Here is a 15,986-nt window from a genome sequence, read left to right as displayed (position 1 = left end):
AATACCATGCCCAACGAACGCGAAAGCGCCGGCACGGTCTGAATGAATACTAAGTACCTTTGCGTGCTACCAAACAGTAACACTCCTTGATATCGACTTGATCGCCATATTCGATTCAGGCCAATTACTCGTTTCAATCGGGATTCCGGCAGAGGCCTAAGATCTTGTGACGCTAGCAAGCTGTCGGTGCCCCGCGATGCTATGGGGCTCATCGCCGGTAAGCAGAATATTTTGCCCAACTTCCAGCAATGGGAATTCACGAGTGGAAGTTTCAATCGCGAAGCTTGCGCTGCGATCAGCGGCCACGCTCACCCAAGGCCGGGCATTGAGCTTGCGTGACAGCACCTCTCCAGACGCCGAAAAGAAGTAGATGTCGATTGCAAATCGCATAAACTGCGTATGTACCGATCGGCAAGGGACAAGCAGAAGTCCTTCGTCAACTGGAAGTGGCGGCGAGAGTTGTAGTCCGCGAAAGCGTCTCCAGAAACTCGTGGCCAAATGGAGCCGATCAAGCAAAACAGCGTCCGATTGTGCGTCGAGTAATTGGACAACCTGGGGCATTAGAAATTCCGCACTTGAGTGAACGTATCCGCCATTTGGATCAACTGGATAAATACAGGTCCGAGCGTCCAGACGAATAGCCCTGGTAAGAAGCAAATCACCAGAGGAAACATGCGCTTCGTAGCCAAGCCCATCGCAAACATGTTTGCCCTTTCACGGCGACGAGAACGCAGGTCATCGGCTTGCCTTCTGAGAACATCCGAGATCCCCATCCCCACCTGGTCCGCTTGCACTAGCGCTGATGTGAGTATGGACAGTCCCGGTACGTCCGCTCTCCATGCCAGACGCCGCAGACATTCCGAGCGTGCTCGGCCGGACATCACGTCCGCCTGATAGCTTCGCAATTCCTTGCCCAATGGGCGGATCGCCAAGCGAGTTTCCATCACCCGCGAAAGTGCTGCATCAAATCCCAGGCCTGCCTGGCTGAGCGTTGCAAGCAATTCCATCGCCAGCGGTAAGTCTTGTTCAATCTTCTGGACGCGATCGCGTCGTCGCTGCCGGACAATCAGCCAAGGAGTCAGGCCAAGCGTAATTGCCAAGAACCACGGAGCCAAATAAGCCAGAGGGAGAAAGACTTCGCCTGTTCCGCCTGGGACGAGCGTAATTGTGCGAACCATCAAAGTTTGCACGCCGCTAAGCACCAATAGTATTGCAACTACGGCACCGATCGCCACAAACATGATCGTCGCGACCAGCCACCATGTCCAAGCGTCATCGCTTCGATAGCCAGCACGGTAAAGCCATCTTCGCAGCCAATGCATGTCGCGAAGATCTGTTTCGCTTGTTGTGGTGACCTCTTCGCTTGCCTCCCAACGCAACTGCGTCAATTGCCACGCGCGCAGCGAACGCCACAACAAGGCGATTCCAATTAGGGAAACGCCCCAGAAGGTAACAGCAATGAGAATCCAAAACGCGTTCATATCAAAACTTGGGACGGCTCATCCAGTGCATCCAGACGATACCGACCGCTTGCAGTAACATTGATCCGGCAACGAAAAACTCGCCCGTCGGTGAGGTAACGAAAGCTTCCATCTGATCTGGACTGTTTCTCCACATCACCAAGGCAATGAAGTAAGTCAAACCGAGGATCGCAACGGTCGAAATATCGGACTGTGTAGCGTTGGATCGAATACGCCGGGCAATCTCGAGACGGTCTCGAATCGTTTGCCCGACGGCCGAAAGTGTGGGTGTCAGGTTCCCCCCGACTTCCCAGTGAACCGATAGAGCGGAGGCGAACAATAGATAGGTATCTAAAGGAATACGAGCAGCGAGTTGTGCGAACACGAGTCGCGCATCATCCCCGAAGTTGATCCTTCCCAGTAGTTCCTTGAATTGGCCACGAAGCGGATCGCGAAGTTCTTCGATCACAACTGACATCGATGTACTGAGGCCTGCTCCGGCGCCCAGCGTACCAATCATCAGATCGATCGCTTCGGCTAATTGCTCTTCCAGCTTGGCAGCCTGCCGTTGGGCGTTCCAGACTTCGACGATCACCAATAGCAATGCTACGATTAAGCCCATCGTCAGCGAGATCACCGCACTAAGGCCGACCAGCCAGAACACGATGACCGATGCGATTGCTCCACAAATCCACGGAATCAACAAATATCGACGAATGACTTGCCGCTGCGGTTTTGTCTCAGTCGGCTGCTCAGCGATCGGTTCGACGTATTCAATCGTCTGAAAACGATCGAGGGCCAGTGCACGAAGTTGCACCTGGTGCATTCGATAGGCAACCAGTCCCAGGATTCCGATCGTTCCCAGAAAGATAACCGTACCCACTACGCTTCTCCCTTCTGAAAGAGCGACATGGGCAGGTCCGTTCCCAGGGCACGCAGTTGATCGACCACGCGTGGGACAATGCCGGTGCTTTGATGTTGGCCCTGGATGCGTTTGCCTTCGCGGCCTTGATGACGAAAGCGGTAAATCTCTTGGAGTTGAGGAGTATTCCCTTCCAGCCCGGCGATCTCGGCGATCGACTCTACGCGACGGACACCATCCTCATAGCGACGCACATGAACGATAACCTGGATAGCAGAAACGATCTGTTCGCGAATCGCCCGAGAAGGAAGGTCGAGCCCGGCCATCAAGACCATCGTCTCCAGGCGGCTCAATGCGTCTCGTGGGCTATTGGCGTGAATGGTCGTCAGGCTGCCATCGTGCCCTGTGTTCATGGCTTGCAGCATGTCTAGCGCCTCGCCGCTACGAACTTCCCCCATGATGATCCGGTCTGGACGCATACGCAGCGAGTTCACCATCAAGTCGCGCGACGTAATCACACCTCGCCCTTCCACATTGGGCGGCCGCGTCTCCATTCGGACGACGTGCACTTGATCAAGCATCAACTCTGCCGCATCTTCGATCGTGACGATTCGCTCGCGACCAGGTATCGATTCGGCAACCGCCCCGAGCAAGGTCGACTTCCCGGAGCCGGTACCGCCAGAGACAAGGATGTTTCGTCGTCCAATCACCATGTACTGCAGAAACTGGTGCATCGTTTCCGAAAACATACCGAGTTGCATCAAGTCATCCGCACGCAGACGACGCTTACCAAAACGACGAATCGAAAGCGTAGGCCCATCGATCGTCGCAGGCGGGAGCGTGGCGTTCACACGGCTTCCATCCGCTAGGCGAGCATCGACCATAGGAGAACCTTCGTCGATACGTCGTCCTACCCGAGAAGCGATCCGCTGGATAATACGAATGAGATGATCGACGTCGCGGAACTGGATTTTCGTTAGTTCCAATTGGCCGAATCGTTCCACATAAACTTGATGAGGGCCGTTGACCAAAATATCGGTAACCGCCGGATCGGCCATCAGGCTTGCGAGCGGACCAACGCCAAGCGTTTCCTCAAGCAGGTCATCGACAAGGCGAGTTCGCTCTTGGTCGTTCAAGGGTACGACGGTCTCTTCGAGCGCCTGGTCGACGAAATCACGTACGAAACGATTCAGGTCGGCTTCGCTGGCACCAATCAGGTTGCGGCGGTCGAGATCATCAAGCAGCGTTCGATGAAGGTCGGCTTTTACATTCAGATAGTTGATGCTTCCGGCATCATTCCCCAAAGGCGTCGATGGCGGAAGGGTCTGGCTTCGCTTCTTCTCTTCCCGCTTCATCCTCTGAAGTGGAACTGAAGCCGTGTTATTGCCGAACAGGTCGCGGAGTGAGTCGTCGCTCATCGATTTTCCTCCACGATCGCTTCCGCAAAGTCATGGCTGTTTCGGTTCGTTGAACTCTTGTTGCCGTTGACAGGGTAGGAAACACCATTGGCACGCAAGTCGCCCCGAGTGTTCGCTACTTCGCTGATAAATCGCTTTAGTTCACGACCAAAGCCAAAATAGCCGCGGGCCGTAGTGGCAATTGGGATGCCGGTGTTCGCCGCACCAATCACGTTGCGATCGTAGGGGAAGATCCAATCGATCGGTCTTCCCAGCCGTATAGCGATATCGTTTGGACTCAAGCTGCCAGCCACTCGTTGCTGACGATTCAGTATCACTTCGGTTTGATCTGATGGATACGAAAACTTATCGAGCAACTCAATCAGCTTGGCGGTTCCTAAGAGTGTAGGAACAACGTTCTCGGTAACGACAAAGGCTCTCGAAGTCAGGTCTAAAATCGCCAATGAGATCGCATCAAAGACCGGAAACGTATCGACCACGACGTAGTCGTAGGATCGCCGCGCAAGCGAAAGTACTTGCGTCATGACTTCATCGTCGACCTTTGCCGCTTCAACTGCATCACGCGGGGCCGCCAGCAAATGCAAGCCCGATGAGTGGGCCACGGCCATTTCCTGGATGAGGGTCGTATCGAGCCGGCTCTGCTCTTTCGCGGCTTCGGTCAACGTGGCGGCTGGACGTAGATCCAGCATTGAGGCTGCAACCCCCAGTTGCAACGACGCATCGACCAGCAGCACACGCCCCGGATATTTCTGAGCCAAACCAACTGCCGTATTGATCGCCAACGTCGATTTGCCCACGCCCCCCTTGTTGCTCACGAATGCAACCACAGCGCCGAGCTTCGCCGGAGCCTTTTGAGCACTCTTCTCGACACGTCGGACGAGTTCGTCCAATTCCCCAAGGGAGAACGGATAATGCAAAAAGTCCTTCACCCCACTCCGCAGCAAGTCGATAACAATCTGGCTTTCGGACGTATTGCCCGAGAACGCCCCGTCACGAATGACCCCCACTACCGTCGTGCTTGGAGAGATTGCCGCCATTTCACGGGCGAACGTTTGAATCGGCAAACTGCTCTCACGCATCTCGACCAGCGCAATTTCAGGCTGGCGAGTTCGGGCCACTTCCACTGCCTGACGATTGTCCTGAGCCGAGACCACTACGAACGAACGATCCTCGAAAGAGGAGAGTAGTTCCTGTAATTCGTTCCGCAGCTTCGGATCGCGGGTAACGGTGAGTACTTGAGGTTTCGTGGACACAGGTGTTAGTCTTCTTGAAATTCATTAACGGGAGTCGGAGACAAGCAAACCGTCTGGACGAAATTATCTCCGTTTATGCTGAACAACTGTTGGTATTCGGCGAGACTAGGAGGGGACGAAGCATTGATCGCGGGGAACATAGTGCTGGTCGCATTTTCCGGCGCAATGTGGCCGAGTTCCCGAGATCCACTCACGATGAAGCCAAAGCCAGCGATCCGATTCGCCTCAGTTGTCGACGGATCGTAGATTGCGACGTAGCCGGTGGGCGACGATGCAGCGGGCATCATACCGTTCGGTGCGACATCACCGACGCTATATCGGGTTAGCTCTTCGCCCGGTTGAATGTCATGGACAATCGAGTTGTCCCATTCACTGAGTGTCGCAACAAATTCAACGCCGGCGATCGTATCTCCCATCGGAGTAACGACCGTGGGCCCCATCGATAGAGCTCGCGTTGTCGAGGCCAATGATGCCGACTTGATGGTCATACCACGATAAATTGCGTCACTTGGCCTTTTGGGTGTTCGCACGGTCGCGCGACCAAAAAGATAGGGTAGCGGAGGCGAGTCGCCTCGCACTCCCACTACGGGAGCGATCGTCGAGTGGCGTAGGCGAGCATAGAATTCGTTCGAGCCCGGCAAATACTCCAAGTCCCCCTTGGAAACGTTATCGGTGTTGGGCTCCAGATTCGGCGCCCATCGCCGTCCACGAGGGTCTTCCAAGACACCGCCTGCAGGTGGGGAGTCATCAACTATGCTCAGTTCCGTTTGTTGGGTGGCGTAGGTTTCAAAGTCCTGATTGATGTCAGGATGAAACGTTTGCGCTGCCAGCCATCGCGATTCGATACGATCGTCCGGACCGGTCAGCTCGCCTTGCAGTCCGGCGAGTGCCGCAGTATCCGTGGCAGATTGCATCTGGCGAAGCTTAACGCGGGACAAACCCAAATCGATCACCAGCGCAGCCATTCCCAGTAACACCCAGAACAGCATCGCAAACAGCACCAGCACGTAGCCGCGTCTCGGTTGTCGTCGAGTTCTAAAGCTCAGTTGAATCATTGCACCGCCTTATCGTTGGCAGGCTTGGCTTCTGCTGGTGGCAACAAGTCCTGAAGATTCAGCGGTTTGGCTGGCGTGCTGTTGCGATCACCCAGGAATACGATCGGTTGGCGATCGCTTCCAATAATCGAATCGAGGACCTGCACCGACTGGGTTGGATCGACCGAATCGGGAATCGGTGTCGCATCCACGTCCCCCATACCTCGTAAGATGGCCGTCAACTGGGTATCGGTCGCGATAACCTCACTCAGCTTCGTGATCTCTTCCGGAGAAACGGCAATCACCATCGGCGACTGGATGTCCTGCTTCTTGCTGGTCGTGACGGTCCCATGCATTCGCATTGCTGTTGACCCTGGCGGGGCAATCACGGTGGCTCCATGCAAAACGACTTGTGTATGCGCACCCGCATCCAGTCGCAACGCGCCTTGGCGAATCGCAGAGGAGACAACTAAATCCTTCGCGCCAATCCGCTGGGCCATTTTCTGGAAATCAACAGGCCGCGTGGCGATCAGGTCGAAGCGATCACCGAGACCGAGACCCGCGATCCCGTTCAACTTGGAAGCATCGATCGTGTAAGCGACCTGCCCGGACGGCACGGCAGCCGCTAGACCTGCTGGGGTGCCGATGGGAAAGAAGTCATCCTCAGTGAAAAACGTCCCCGGCGACTTGGCTCGGCGAACGACTCGCCCCACGACCTGGTCCGTTGTGGAGAGGATTTTCAAGTCGTTGACCTGCTCTTCGGCCAACAGAATCGTTCGCGGCTGACGGGCTCCACCGGGAACCAACTGCGAAAGATGCAACTGCGTGTAAGGAACCGTTTCTCGAGGCGTTACCACCACCTTCACCATACCTGCGGGAATCTCATCTTCTTGGTTGGCTTCCGGCTGTCCCGAGTGCGCGACTACCGCGATAGGCACGTTCATACCCAGCACTTCGGTCACCGCAGGGATATCACGTTCGTGGACCGCCAGCACCACCTCTTCTACCGGCATGTTTTTGGTCGAAGTACCACCGATCAATGAACTGGACGTGGATGTCTTCGCGCGACGATAAACGGGCGAAATTACCTGAACGTCGCTGGCAATCAAATGAGGTTCGGACCGCTCCTCATCACGTGATCGAGACGAATTCGAATCAACGATCAGCGAAGAAGAAAGCAGCCCATTGGCGGAAAGACCCCCGCCGCTGCTCACCTTATCGACTGGGACACTTGCCAGTAAATCGACCTTATCGCCCAAGTTCAAACCATGAATGCCGACCAGTTTGCCGGCCTCCAGTGTGTACGCTTTCATGCCGCTCGGAACACCACCGACGGTACCGGAACGTGTACCTTCTGGCAGGAAATTTCCCTCGGTGAACCCGAAGTTGGCGGACTTCTCACGATCGAGTACCCGGCCGATGATATTCCCCAGGCGCAAGTAGGCGCCACCCACTTCATCGACATTGGGCAGCGGTACTTCCTCGCCTGATGCCAGCAGAAATACCGGGTAGGTTCCTCCCTGGATTTCTTTCGTAGCAACCGATTGCACGACCCCTTCGGCCATTTCACCACTAAGGGTCGTTCCCTTAAGCTCTGAGCCCACGGCCGATTGTGGGGGCATCTTCATGTAGCGAATCTGCCCCGTCTCGAAGTCGACAAGGTCGTCTCGACCGACACGATGGTAGGCAGCCAATGGTCGGGGATTGGCAGGGATCCGCAGCGCCGGCGGTTCGGGGCTCTTCAAGAAGGGGATTTCGATCCCCAGCGTCATCAGCGTTCCCAGCGTGCCGGCGAACAGCACCATAGGCAAGACCAACACCAATAGCAGTGGCAGTAGAATCGAAGGGCGTCGGGATGAGGTATTTCGTTTGGCCATATCGTAATTCGCTCGTTAAGGCGTAAAGACTTCTCTGCGATAGATCGCTTGGCCAGATACGATCCTTCGGTATGGCCTTACTTGGGTGCCCCAGGCATATTGGCGACCTAGTCCTCGGTCGCCACCGTAGAGTTCTGTGCGAGGATCGAAGCGAGTTGGTGTCTCCACGTCGAACTCGGAAGCGGGATCTGGCACTTCGATGAAATTGGCATTCGGGTCCGCGAACTGAGATCCTGCTGGAAGCGGCTCCATGGCCGTAAAAAACGCTGAATGCACCGGGTAGTTGATCCGTAGGGCAACGACACCGCCAGCATCACCCCCGGGGGGATATAGACTACCATCGGTATCACTGGTTAATTCCTCGACCACGTCGACCCAGTCAGCGTCATTCGAGAAGTCTGCGTCGAGCGTTCTGGCGATCTGAATCCGCTGCTCCCCGGCAACTGTTCGCTCTCGGGCACCCGGAATTCGGAACGTATTGCCATCGTCAATCATGACGACGGAAAGCTGTCGATTGACGATGGGCCAAGACTGAATCGTCTCGGCCAGGTTCTCACCGTCAACATAATCGTAGATGAGGAGCGACTCGTCGAAGGTTGTACTGGTAATCGACACATCGCTGAGAGCGCTTCGCAGAGTGGGTGTCGAAACGCTACAAGGCGTGCGCGACACCTCGCGGGCCAGAAGATCGGCCGACATCTGAACTTGCTGTGCGACGTAGAGAGCATGGCCGAACGTAAATATGGCCCCCAGCAGCAGGTACAGCACCAGCGCGACCAGGGCAAATTCGACCAGGGATTGACCTTTCCTTTGCGTATTCATGTCAATTTCCGTGGTTATATCGTGGTATGTCGTACGTTAGCAGTCCTATTGCTATACGAGGTCAATCGTGTAAACCCATTCACATAATCCACAGGCAATCATGCCTGCCAAAATAGCCGGAACGTAGGCATAGTCTTTCTGCCCCCGCAGTGCGGCAATCAGTGCCAGCACGCCCCCGGTCAGGGCCATCGCCAAGAGGGTGATCAACAGCCCAACCGGGCCGATTACCCACCCCAAAGCGGTAATCAATTTGACGTCTCCCCCACCCAGGCCGCCGAGCCAGAAGAAGGGTAGCGTCGCGATAAAACCCAAGCCCAAGCCCATTGCCAGAGCGATCCAGGGAAGTTCGATCCAGCCGGCAAGCTTCGCCACCAGGCCCCACACCAGCAGGGCAATCGACAGCCAATCGGGGATCTCCCGCGTCCGCAGATCGCAAACGGTCGCGATCGCCAGCACGCTGAGGGGAACCAGGATTGTCCAATCAACGGTCACGAAATGCCTAACGAGTTCTCGGTTTGAAAATGAGAACCCCCGCGGGCCACACAAGGTGAACCCGCGGAGGTCCTACGCAAAGGTACGCTTGGTATGCGTAATTAGTTGGCTTCGAGAATTAGGCCACCGAAGTCAGTTGGGGTGTCTAGCCCAACATTGTTGCCAAGTCGGTCGCCGCCGGCAGCGATGGTCGTCGCATCAAGTTCAATCGCGCCGGTCGTGCCATCAGGGACAGTTTCAATCAGTTTGCCACTCGTCATTGGAGCGTTGTCATCGGCATGAGCACCTGGCAGAACGGTTGCCACAGCGGAAATCAAATCGCTGGTCTTGTGACCGAAGACGGAAACAGCAGCGGCACAGATCAGGGCGACACCGGCGATGATCAGACCGTATTCGACCAGACCTTGACCCTTACGGTTGCGAAAAAGCTTCATAATCATGGGGAGAAAACCTTGTAACAAAAAACTCAAACATTGAAACACATTCCCGCTGTAAATGCAGGATACAATTACCTTTGCGTCCGCACGTTGGTTATGGCGCCGATTGGTCGTGGGCTACCAATCTTGATTTGCGTGTGCCTGCGAGCATGGATGGCGGAGCACCTAGTGGCTCGCGCGAAGCTGCCCTGCTATGCAGATGGTTTGGGTTAGATCGCATCGGTCGTATGCTCACGCGAATAGCGGAGAGCTATCGAGCGGTAACGCAGTCCGATGCCAAGTGGTGGCGAGGAAACTTGCTGAAGCGTGGGCACGACTTGGTTTGTGCTGCCGGAACAAGGGGCGCCTGGATTAGATCATCCGGAATGCCATGTTCCATGCGTGCCAACGCAGGCAGATCGCCACTTAGAGAGAAACTGGCGGTGCTCGACCCTGATAGGCGAGAGCGATGCTCGACTCGGGACGTTGTACTTGAGAATTGAGTTGGGCAACCGAAAGAGATTGCCACTGATGCATGGCCACGCTAGGTGGCGTAACCTGCTTCAAACTAGCCAAGAACTTACAGAGGCCACATTCGTGCTGTTCGCCTGCGTCACCCGAAGCATTGTCGGACGTATCGGCAAGGGAACCTGGAAGCTCTTCGCACTTCGCGACCACCGGCTTTGCAGGCCCATGCGAATGACCACAGCACGATTTCGATGACGCGGGCGCGTGACCGTGATGATGTCCGTCGTGGCTGTGGGCGTGATCGTCATGGGTATGGCCGTGACTGCTACCCGCGTGGCAAGCCAAGCCGTGGCAATGACCAGCGTGTCCCATACCCGGCAGCATGTGCAAGGCATCCCCCAACCCTGTTATGAAAAGCAGGGCAGCGGAAAGCATCAGTGCGGTGCTGCGGTGAAGTAGGGAGTTCATGGGACGACAGTCGATTGCTTTTGAAACGAAACTCTAGGCATTCTCGTTAGGATGCAAAATAAAGTCAACGGGAACAAAAGAGAATACGCATTGATTTAACATATTAAATATGGAAATGCCAAGTCTTACTTATGGCGTGCCTTTAATACGGTTAGTACGCAGGTGTTGCCTTGTTGTTCGTTCACCTTCATCGAAAGCCCTGATTGGGTGTAGTCTGCGAACCGCGTGGCGACCGCCTCTCCGTGGTCATGTTCGATCTGTGATGTCTTTTCACTTCCCAGGAACTGAATCACAACGACGTCGTGCATACCAGGGACGGCACCATCCGCTTCTCGAAATGTTGTCAGCTCAAAGCTTCCGTCCCGTTGAATTTGTCCTCGCGAGTTAATTCGGTGCTCGCGCGAGAGCGTTTCAACATATCCGCTTCGCACCGGCGCACCATCCTCGAATTGGACCTTGCCTTGTACGGGATACGTTGACAGCCCAGGTGTCTCGCAACCGGAAATCATTGGTAAGGTGGCCAACAAAGCAGCAACGGTCAGGCTCCTCATGGATTGGCTCGATTCGTGAACTGACCCAGCGTTACCGTGTCGATCTGGTTCGATAACGATTTGGTCGATCCATCAGCGAACGTGAAATGGCAGACGCCTGGGTGCCAACTTCCAAATCCCCGAATGGCGATGGTCGTATCTCTCGGATCACGTGCCAAAGGGATGCCGGGCCCGCCGATCCGGGCAAACGCGACCAGGTCCTCGCCGTTGTACATGGCACCATTCTCGGGAGCCTGAGAGAGACGCCCCATGGGGATGTGCATTTCCCCGGCCAAGGCGGTGTTGCTCAAGCCATCTATAACATCTTTGGGTCGGATCTTATCAATCCAACCGTGCAGTTCTCCGAGTTTGCATAGACCGCGGCTAGAAATCAGAATCCCTGTGCCATTGCCCCCTTGCCAGTAGTCTTGAGGGCTGCCGGTCGATCCTCCGGTGAAATCACCGTGGTTGCCAGCGTAATCACCCACCGCACCGCCGCGTACTTGGATAATGCCGCCACTGCAGCCACATGGAAGGGTAAGCACCTCCTCGGTGTCAGGCACTCTAGCGTTGGAAGCATCTCGTCGCGATGGGCATAAAAATGTGGAGACAACGTTGTAGGCCGCATCGGAAGTCTGCTCCGAGTAGGGCTTGAGCAGGTCCCACTGCCGCGCGGCTTCACGCTGCTCAATGAACGGAAGGATTCGGGCAAACCAGGATGGCTGATCGCCACCACAGGTCAGATCGACAGGATCCCCTTGCCTGGGAAAGATACGGGCCGGTGGATAAAGACCATGGGTGTCTTCGAATAGGATCGTTGCCAGGCCAATTTGACGCAGATTATTTTGGCATTGGATCTTGCGAGCGGCCTCTCGAGACTGCATCACGGCTGGCAGAAGCAGGCCGATCAGCACCCCGATGATCGCAATGGCGACCAGCAATTCGACAAGCGTAAATCCGAACCGCTTGAGACAAGCCAATGACGAACGCCCGCCGTAAGGCTCACGGTGGACGATAGATCGAAGATCGAGAAACGAGATGTTTCTTGGTTTTGAAGTTGAGATACGCAAAGTCTTGTTCCAAAGACAAGTCCTTGGCCAATAGGTATAGCATCACCCGGCCGAATACGACTAGTCGAAACAGCAACACGCTCATGAGAAAGCGTTTAACGAAAAAAATGACCTTTGCGTGACTTCAGTCTAGCTATCGCTACAATCCGTTGCAAGCAAAGGTAATCCGTATGTTGTCGGTGTATCGAGTGTCGTTTTCCGTAAGGCACAACGAAATTTCTCGCGTCGCAACAGTCTGTACAGTTTTTCATTACTTTCCGTAAAGGGTTTCCTGTCATGACATTACGTATTGCTCTGGCATTGCTGTTCATCGGTTGTCTGCTTTCTCCCGCGACGGTGCTGGCCGACGAGAAAGGGCCTGTCGATGACGAGCATGCGGCCATGGAAAAAGAGCACGCCCAGGCAGACGCCGACCACAAAAAGTGGCTTGCCGAGATCAATAAAATGCAGATCGAACATCGCAAGGCTCTTGCTGCCTTGTCCAAACTGCAGGCCGAAATCTTCGAGCATGAAGCGATGCTCGCCGAGCAAGCCGAAGAGATCCGGCTTCATGCTGAGCACATCGCTGAGCACGAACACGAAATCGCCGACCACGATGATGCTGACCACAAAAAGCTGGCCAAGCAGCATGAAGAGATCCAGGCGACCCACGAAAAGTTCGCCAAGCAATTTGCCGAGATCAAGCACGATCATGATGACCTGATCAAGTCGTTGCTCGGGCTCGTGGATAAGCATCTGAAGAAGTTCCACGCTGCACACGACTAAGAACGGTTGGCGACAAATTGAAGGGAACGTCGGCTTGGCGTTCCCTTTTTTTATGTCGCTCCAGCAGGTGTGTTTTACGAAATATATCGAAATTCCCCAGCAAAGTACCGGCGGTCTGGCTCTTAGAAAGCGAGCCACATTCTTGACGAACTGATCGACACTCCCTGTGTTGTCAGGCCTCTTGCGCTAATTTTTCGAGGGCTTTCTAGGCTCTCTCGTATTTTGAAGCAGCCGATGGAACTGCCATCTAGCGGATGTCTTCTGGGCACGACAGTAACGCTGCCGGGAGCCACTTGCAACTGATTTGCAAAACGGTAGAATCTGCTGCAGTGCGAAACATGCAATGGAGTTGCATGTGCGTTGTGCTTGGATAAACAGGGAAGTTGCATAGCTCTTTGCAGGGAGAATGTGATGGTCCGTTCGTCGGCAGCCTGGTTGTTCGCGGTGGTTGTGACGTGCCTATGCAACTCTTTTGCGCTGGCACAAGAAGATGTTTCAGAGGCAATTCAGATTGGCACCATTCAGCCGCAATTGGCCGAATGCATTGCCATGCTTGTTGATGGAGAGGTTCGTACGGCAACTCTTCTGGAAGGGCAGGATTATGCCGCCTGGCTTCGAACGGGGGAGTTGCCGTCCTATCAGGCAATCAATCGGAAGGCGTTTCAGCTGCGATCGTGCTCCGCCTATTTTTCACAGGCGGGTAGTTCAGTGCCCTGCGATGTAATCTGGCGAGAACGCCTAGGCGCTCGTGGGGTGCAGATTGTCGAAATTCCCTGGGGAATGCCGGAAGGTGGTTTGATCTTCCTGGCAAAGGAACTTGCGGTACTGCTGCCAGAAAAGCGCGAGGTCATCCAAGCAAGGTTGGCTCAGCTGCTTGAGAAGCAGCGCCGAACTCGTGCCAGAGGTGAATTGGCTGTGAATTCGACCACCGAGTAGTTCCCCACGTGTATCACGACCAACGAAAATCAGAAAGGTGAATCATGATTTCCAATACGTCTTCGTCTCGTCTTCCAGTTACCGTTCTGTCAGGCTTTCTTGGAGCGGGAAAAACAACCGTTCTCAATCATATCCTCGCCAATCGCGAAGGCCTGCGGGTAGCGGTCATCGTCAACGACATGAGCGAAGTCAATATCGACGCGGCGATCGTCCGCGATGGAAATGCAGCTCTGAGCCGCACGGAAGAACAATTGGTTGAAATGACCAACGGCTGCATTTGCTGCACGCTGCGAGAAGATCTGCTGGTGGAAGTAAGCCGGCTGGCTCAGGAAGGACGTTTCGACTATCTGCTAATTGAAAGCACTGGAATCAGCGAGCCACTTCCTGTCGCCGAGACGTTTACGTTTGTCGATGAAGAAGGCCAGAGTCTCTCGGACTTTGCTGATTTAGACACGATGGTGACTGTCATTGATGCCCAGAACTTCTTGATCGATTTTGGATCGTGGGACGACCTGGTTGATCGAGAGATTGGGCTGAGCGAAGAAGATACTAGGAACGTGGTTGATTTGCTGGTCGATCAAGTCGAGTTCGCCAATGTCATCGTGGTCAACAAGTCAGACCTGGTCGACGAAGATCAAGTGAACTTGTTGAAGTCGATCCTCAAGAGGCTCAATCCGACGGCTCAGGTTCTCACGACCGAACAGGGAATTGTCCCTCTTTCACGTATCCTGGGAACGGGTCTCTTTAGTTTGCAGGAAGCGGAGCAGCATCCAGAATGGCTGACAATCCCCCGCGGAGAGGAATCGAAAGAAACGGAAGAATACAACATCGGAAACTTCGTTTTCCGTTCTCGGCGACCGTTTCATCCGGAACGACTTTGGGACATGCTCAACAGCGAGGAGAGCGTTCTGGCCGGCGTGCTGAGAAGTAAAGGTTTTGCCTGGTTCGCGACTCGTCACGATTACGCCTACCAATGGTCTCAGGCAGGCGTCTCGATTCAACTCAATCCAGCAGGGATTTGGTGGGACGCTTCAAGCGATGAGTACTGGCCCGACGAACCCCAGGAACGTACTCAGCTACTAAGTCAGTTTGACGGTAAGTATGGCGATCGCCGACAGGAACTTGTTTTCATCGGTATTGATCTTGATCGAGAATTGATCGAAGAGCGACTTCAGCGGTGCTTGCTAACCGATTTAGAATTTGCATCTGGGCCGGAACTTTGGGTACAGCTGCCTGATCCTTTGCCGGCCATCAAGGTCGAGGAGGACGACTCCGAGGAGATTACGTCGAATGATTTCTAAGAAGGAGTGGCAGTTGATCCCAAACCCCGCTGATACCGGCGTAGCAATTAGCGACAGCGGTACTGCGAAGGCGATGCATCTGGCACGCGTGTGTCGAAGTGCAACCGACCTGTTCAATCAACAGTGCTGGTGCTGGGGACGGGACATATTGAGGCCGGAAGGGAATTGGCTATTGGACATCGGTTTCCAGAGGATTCCTCCCCCGCCAGAACGGAAGGACTGTTCGAGTAGCGTATACCAGTTGTTACTTTCCGGTGGACGTTGTGTCGTACTGCGTGGCTTTGGAGCGTTCTATGGGGATCCTTGTTTCGGAGGAGTCTTTTTGTCGCGTAACAAGTTTGAACCAAGTTACTTGTCACGCCCGGCTCTTGATTGTCCCCCGTGGTCGGATAGCGATCTTCCAAAGATGGAGCAGTTCTCGCCGGGGAATCTTGGTCGGTGTCTGGATCTCATCGGCGGGTTCTTTCAGTGGGTGCATGAATACGAAGCTAACGTGTTGAAGCGTCTGGGATTAGAGTATCGTCGGGCCACACTTTCGAGTTGGCCCCGCGGCAAGCGAACGCTCATTCCTGCCGAGGAGTTTGCGGCCGCATGGCAAAGGCTTTCCTCGCAATTCTCGACTGCATTGGTTTCCCACCAATAAAAGCGGAGCAGCGATTATCATCCGCAAATCCTGCCGGGAATGTTTTGCATGCAATGCTGCTGGCTACAAAGAATTTCCTGATTTGCAAATAAATTGCAGGAGCGAGTTTATTGCCTTTAGAGGATTTGGGGGACTATACTTCAAGAGAATGTCGTGGATATGGCTCAACGA

At 54.6% G+C, this 15,986-nt stretch carries 17 protein-coding genes; 4 read left to right on the top strand and 13 right to left on the bottom strand.

All coding sequences use genetic code 11. From position 1 onward, the window contains the following. Nucleotides 1-156 precede the first annotated feature (156 nt). From PSR63_RS28175 to PSR63_RS00925, 13 genes are all read right to left on the bottom strand, one after another. Nucleotides 157-561, bottom strand: a complete 405-nt coding sequence (locus tag PSR63_RS28175) for a DUF192 domain-containing protein (protein ID WP_443111076.1) — start codon at nucleotides 559-561, stop codon at nucleotides 157-159. Further along, entirely contained in the window at nucleotides 561-1,481 is a 921-nt protein-coding gene (locus PSR63_RS00980; protein ID WP_274329957.1) for a type II secretion system F family protein, read from the bottom strand. The genes PSR63_RS28175 and PSR63_RS00980 overlap by 1 nt, the downstream gene beginning before the upstream one ends. A 1-nt stretch (nucleotide 1,482) precedes the next feature. Then, nucleotides 1,483-2,343, bottom strand: a complete 861-nt coding sequence (locus PSR63_RS00975; protein WP_274329955.1) for a type II secretion system F family protein — start codon at nucleotides 2,341-2,343, stop codon at nucleotides 1,483-1,485. Then, a complete protein-coding gene (locus tag PSR63_RS00970) occupies nucleotides 2,343-3,740 on the bottom strand; it encodes a CpaF family protein (protein ID WP_274329953.1) in 1,398 nt (465 codons plus the stop codon). Before PSR63_RS00970 ends, PSR63_RS00975 begins: the two co-directional genes overlap by 1 nt. Continuing rightward, entirely contained in the window at nucleotides 3,737-4,993 is a 1,257-nt protein-coding gene (locus PSR63_RS00965; protein ID WP_274329951.1) for an AAA family ATPase, read from the bottom strand. Before PSR63_RS00965 ends, PSR63_RS00970 begins: the two co-directional genes overlap by 4 nt. A 5-nt stretch (nucleotides 4,994-4,998) precedes the next feature. After that, nucleotides 4,999-6,048: a TadE/TadG family type IV pilus assembly protein gene (locus PSR63_RS00960; RefSeq protein ID WP_274329950.1), complete on the bottom strand. Its 1,050-nt coding sequence runs from the start codon at nucleotides 6,046-6,048 to the stop codon at nucleotides 4,999-5,001. Further along, nucleotides 6,045-7,904: a hypothetical protein gene (locus PSR63_RS00955; RefSeq protein WP_274329949.1), complete on the bottom strand. Its 1,860-nt coding sequence runs from the start codon at nucleotides 7,902-7,904 to the stop codon at nucleotides 6,045-6,047. The genes PSR63_RS00960 and PSR63_RS00955 overlap by 4 nt, the downstream gene beginning before the upstream one ends. 15 nt (nucleotides 7,905-7,919) lie before the next feature. After that, nucleotides 7,920-8,726 (bottom strand): TadE/TadG family type IV pilus assembly protein, encoded by an 807-nt coding sequence (locus PSR63_RS00950; protein ID WP_274329947.1) that lies wholly within the window; start codon nucleotides 8,724-8,726, stop codon nucleotides 7,920-7,922. A 51-nt stretch (nucleotides 8,727-8,777) separates the two neighbouring features. Then, nucleotides 8,778-9,218: a prepilin peptidase gene (locus PSR63_RS00945; RefSeq protein WP_274329946.1), complete on the bottom strand. Its 441-nt coding sequence runs from the start codon at nucleotides 9,216-9,218 to the stop codon at nucleotides 8,778-8,780. Nucleotides 9,219-9,319: 101 nt separating this feature from the next. Beyond that, nucleotides 9,320-9,658 (bottom strand): Flp family type IVb pilin, encoded by a 339-nt coding sequence (locus PSR63_RS00940; RefSeq protein WP_274329945.1) that lies wholly within the window; start codon nucleotides 9,656-9,658, stop codon nucleotides 9,320-9,322. Nucleotides 9,659-10,060: 402 nt separating this feature from the next. Further along, a complete protein-coding gene (locus tag PSR63_RS00935) occupies nucleotides 10,061-10,570 on the bottom strand; it encodes a hypothetical protein (RefSeq protein ID WP_274329944.1) in 510 nt (169 codons plus the stop codon). 125 nt (nucleotides 10,571-10,695) lie between these two features. Beyond that, nucleotides 10,696-11,121, bottom strand: coding sequence for a hypothetical protein (locus tag PSR63_RS00930; protein ID WP_274329942.1), 426 nt, complete (start codon nucleotides 11,119-11,121; stop codon nucleotides 10,696-10,698). Next, nucleotides 11,118-12,170: a DUF1559 domain-containing protein gene (locus PSR63_RS00925; protein WP_274329940.1), complete on the bottom strand. Its 1,053-nt coding sequence runs from the start codon at nucleotides 12,168-12,170 to the stop codon at nucleotides 11,118-11,120. Before PSR63_RS00925 ends, PSR63_RS00930 begins: the two co-directional genes overlap by 4 nt. 276 nt (nucleotides 12,171-12,446) lie before the next feature. Here PSR63_RS00925 and PSR63_RS00920 point away from each other — a divergent pair, with 276 nt between their 5' ends. The 4 genes from PSR63_RS00920 to PSR63_RS00905 all read left to right on the top strand — a co-directional run bounded on the left by PSR63_RS00920 (nucleotide 12,447) and on the right by PSR63_RS00905 (nucleotide 15,815). Further along, nucleotides 12,447-12,935 (top strand): hypothetical protein, encoded by a 489-nt coding sequence (locus PSR63_RS00920; RefSeq protein ID WP_274329939.1) that lies wholly within the window; start codon nucleotides 12,447-12,449, stop codon nucleotides 12,933-12,935. Between the two features lie 366 nt (nucleotides 12,936-13,301). Then, nucleotides 13,302-13,871 carry a hypothetical protein gene (locus PSR63_RS00915; RefSeq protein ID WP_274329937.1) on the top strand — a complete coding sequence of 190 codons (570 nt, stop codon included), beginning with the start codon at nucleotides 13,302-13,304 and terminating at the stop codon, nucleotides 13,869-13,871. A gap of 44 nt (nucleotides 13,872-13,915) precedes the next feature. Continuing rightward, entirely contained in the window at nucleotides 13,916-15,172 is a 1,257-nt protein-coding gene (zigA, locus tag PSR63_RS00910) for a zinc metallochaperone GTPase ZigA (RefSeq protein ID WP_274329935.1), read from the top strand. Next, the gene (locus PSR63_RS00905) at nucleotides 15,162-15,815 is read left to right on the top strand and encodes a hypothetical protein (protein WP_274329933.1); all 654 of its coding nucleotides are present in this window, start codon (nucleotides 15,162-15,164) and stop codon (nucleotides 15,813-15,815) included. Before zigA ends, PSR63_RS00905 begins: the two co-directional genes overlap by 11 nt. The last annotated feature ends 171 nt before the right edge of the window (nucleotides 15,816-15,986 follow it).

Origin of the sequence: Bremerella sp. P1 (assembly GCF_028748185.1) — a bacterium.
Classification (GTDB): Bacteria; Planctomycetota; Planctomycetia; order Pirellulales; family Pirellulaceae; genus Bremerella.
This window is presented reverse-complemented; position numbering and strand designations above follow the sequence as displayed.

Coding starts and splice junctions, on each gene's coding strand:
- PSR63_RS00920 (WP_274329939.1), top strand. CDS start 12,447: ATGACATTACGTATTGCTCTGGCATTGCTGTTCATCGGTTGTCTGCTT.
- zigA (WP_274329935.1), top strand. CDS start 13,916: ATGATTTCCAATACGTCTTCGTCTCGTCTTCCAGTTACCGTTCTGTCA.
- PSR63_RS00980 (WP_274329957.1), bottom strand. CDS start 1,481: ATGAACGCGTTTTGGATTCTCATTGCTGTTACCTTCTGGGGCGTTTCC.
- PSR63_RS00930 (WP_274329942.1), bottom strand. CDS start 11,121: ATGAGGAGCCTGACCGTTGCTGCTTTGTTGGCCACCTTACCAATGATT.
- PSR63_RS00960 (WP_274329950.1), bottom strand. CDS start 6,048: ATGATTCAACTGAGCTTTAGAACTCGACGACAACCGAGACGCGGCTAC.
- PSR63_RS28175 (WP_443111076.1), bottom strand. CDS start 561: ATGCCCCAGGTTGTCCAATTACTCGACGCACAATCGGACGCTGTTTTG.
- PSR63_RS00955 (WP_274329949.1), bottom strand. CDS start 7,904: ATGGCCAAACGAAATACCTCATCCCGACGCCCTTCGATTCTACTGCCA.
- PSR63_RS00950 (WP_274329947.1), bottom strand. CDS start 8,726: ATGAATACGCAAAGGAAAGGTCAATCCCTGGTCGAATTTGCCCTGGTC.
- PSR63_RS00935 (WP_274329944.1), bottom strand. CDS start 10,570: ATGAACTCCCTACTTCACCGCAGCACCGCACTGATGCTTTCCGCTGCC.
- PSR63_RS00905 (WP_274329933.1), top strand. CDS start 15,162: ATGATTTCTAAGAAGGAGTGGCAGTTGATCCCAAACCCCGCTGATACC.
- PSR63_RS00970 (WP_274329953.1), bottom strand. CDS start 3,740: ATGAGCGACGACTCACTCCGCGACCTGTTCGGCAATAACACGGCTTCA.
- PSR63_RS00940 (WP_274329945.1), bottom strand. CDS start 9,658: ATGATTATGAAGCTTTTTCGCAACCGTAAGGGTCAAGGTCTGGTCGAA.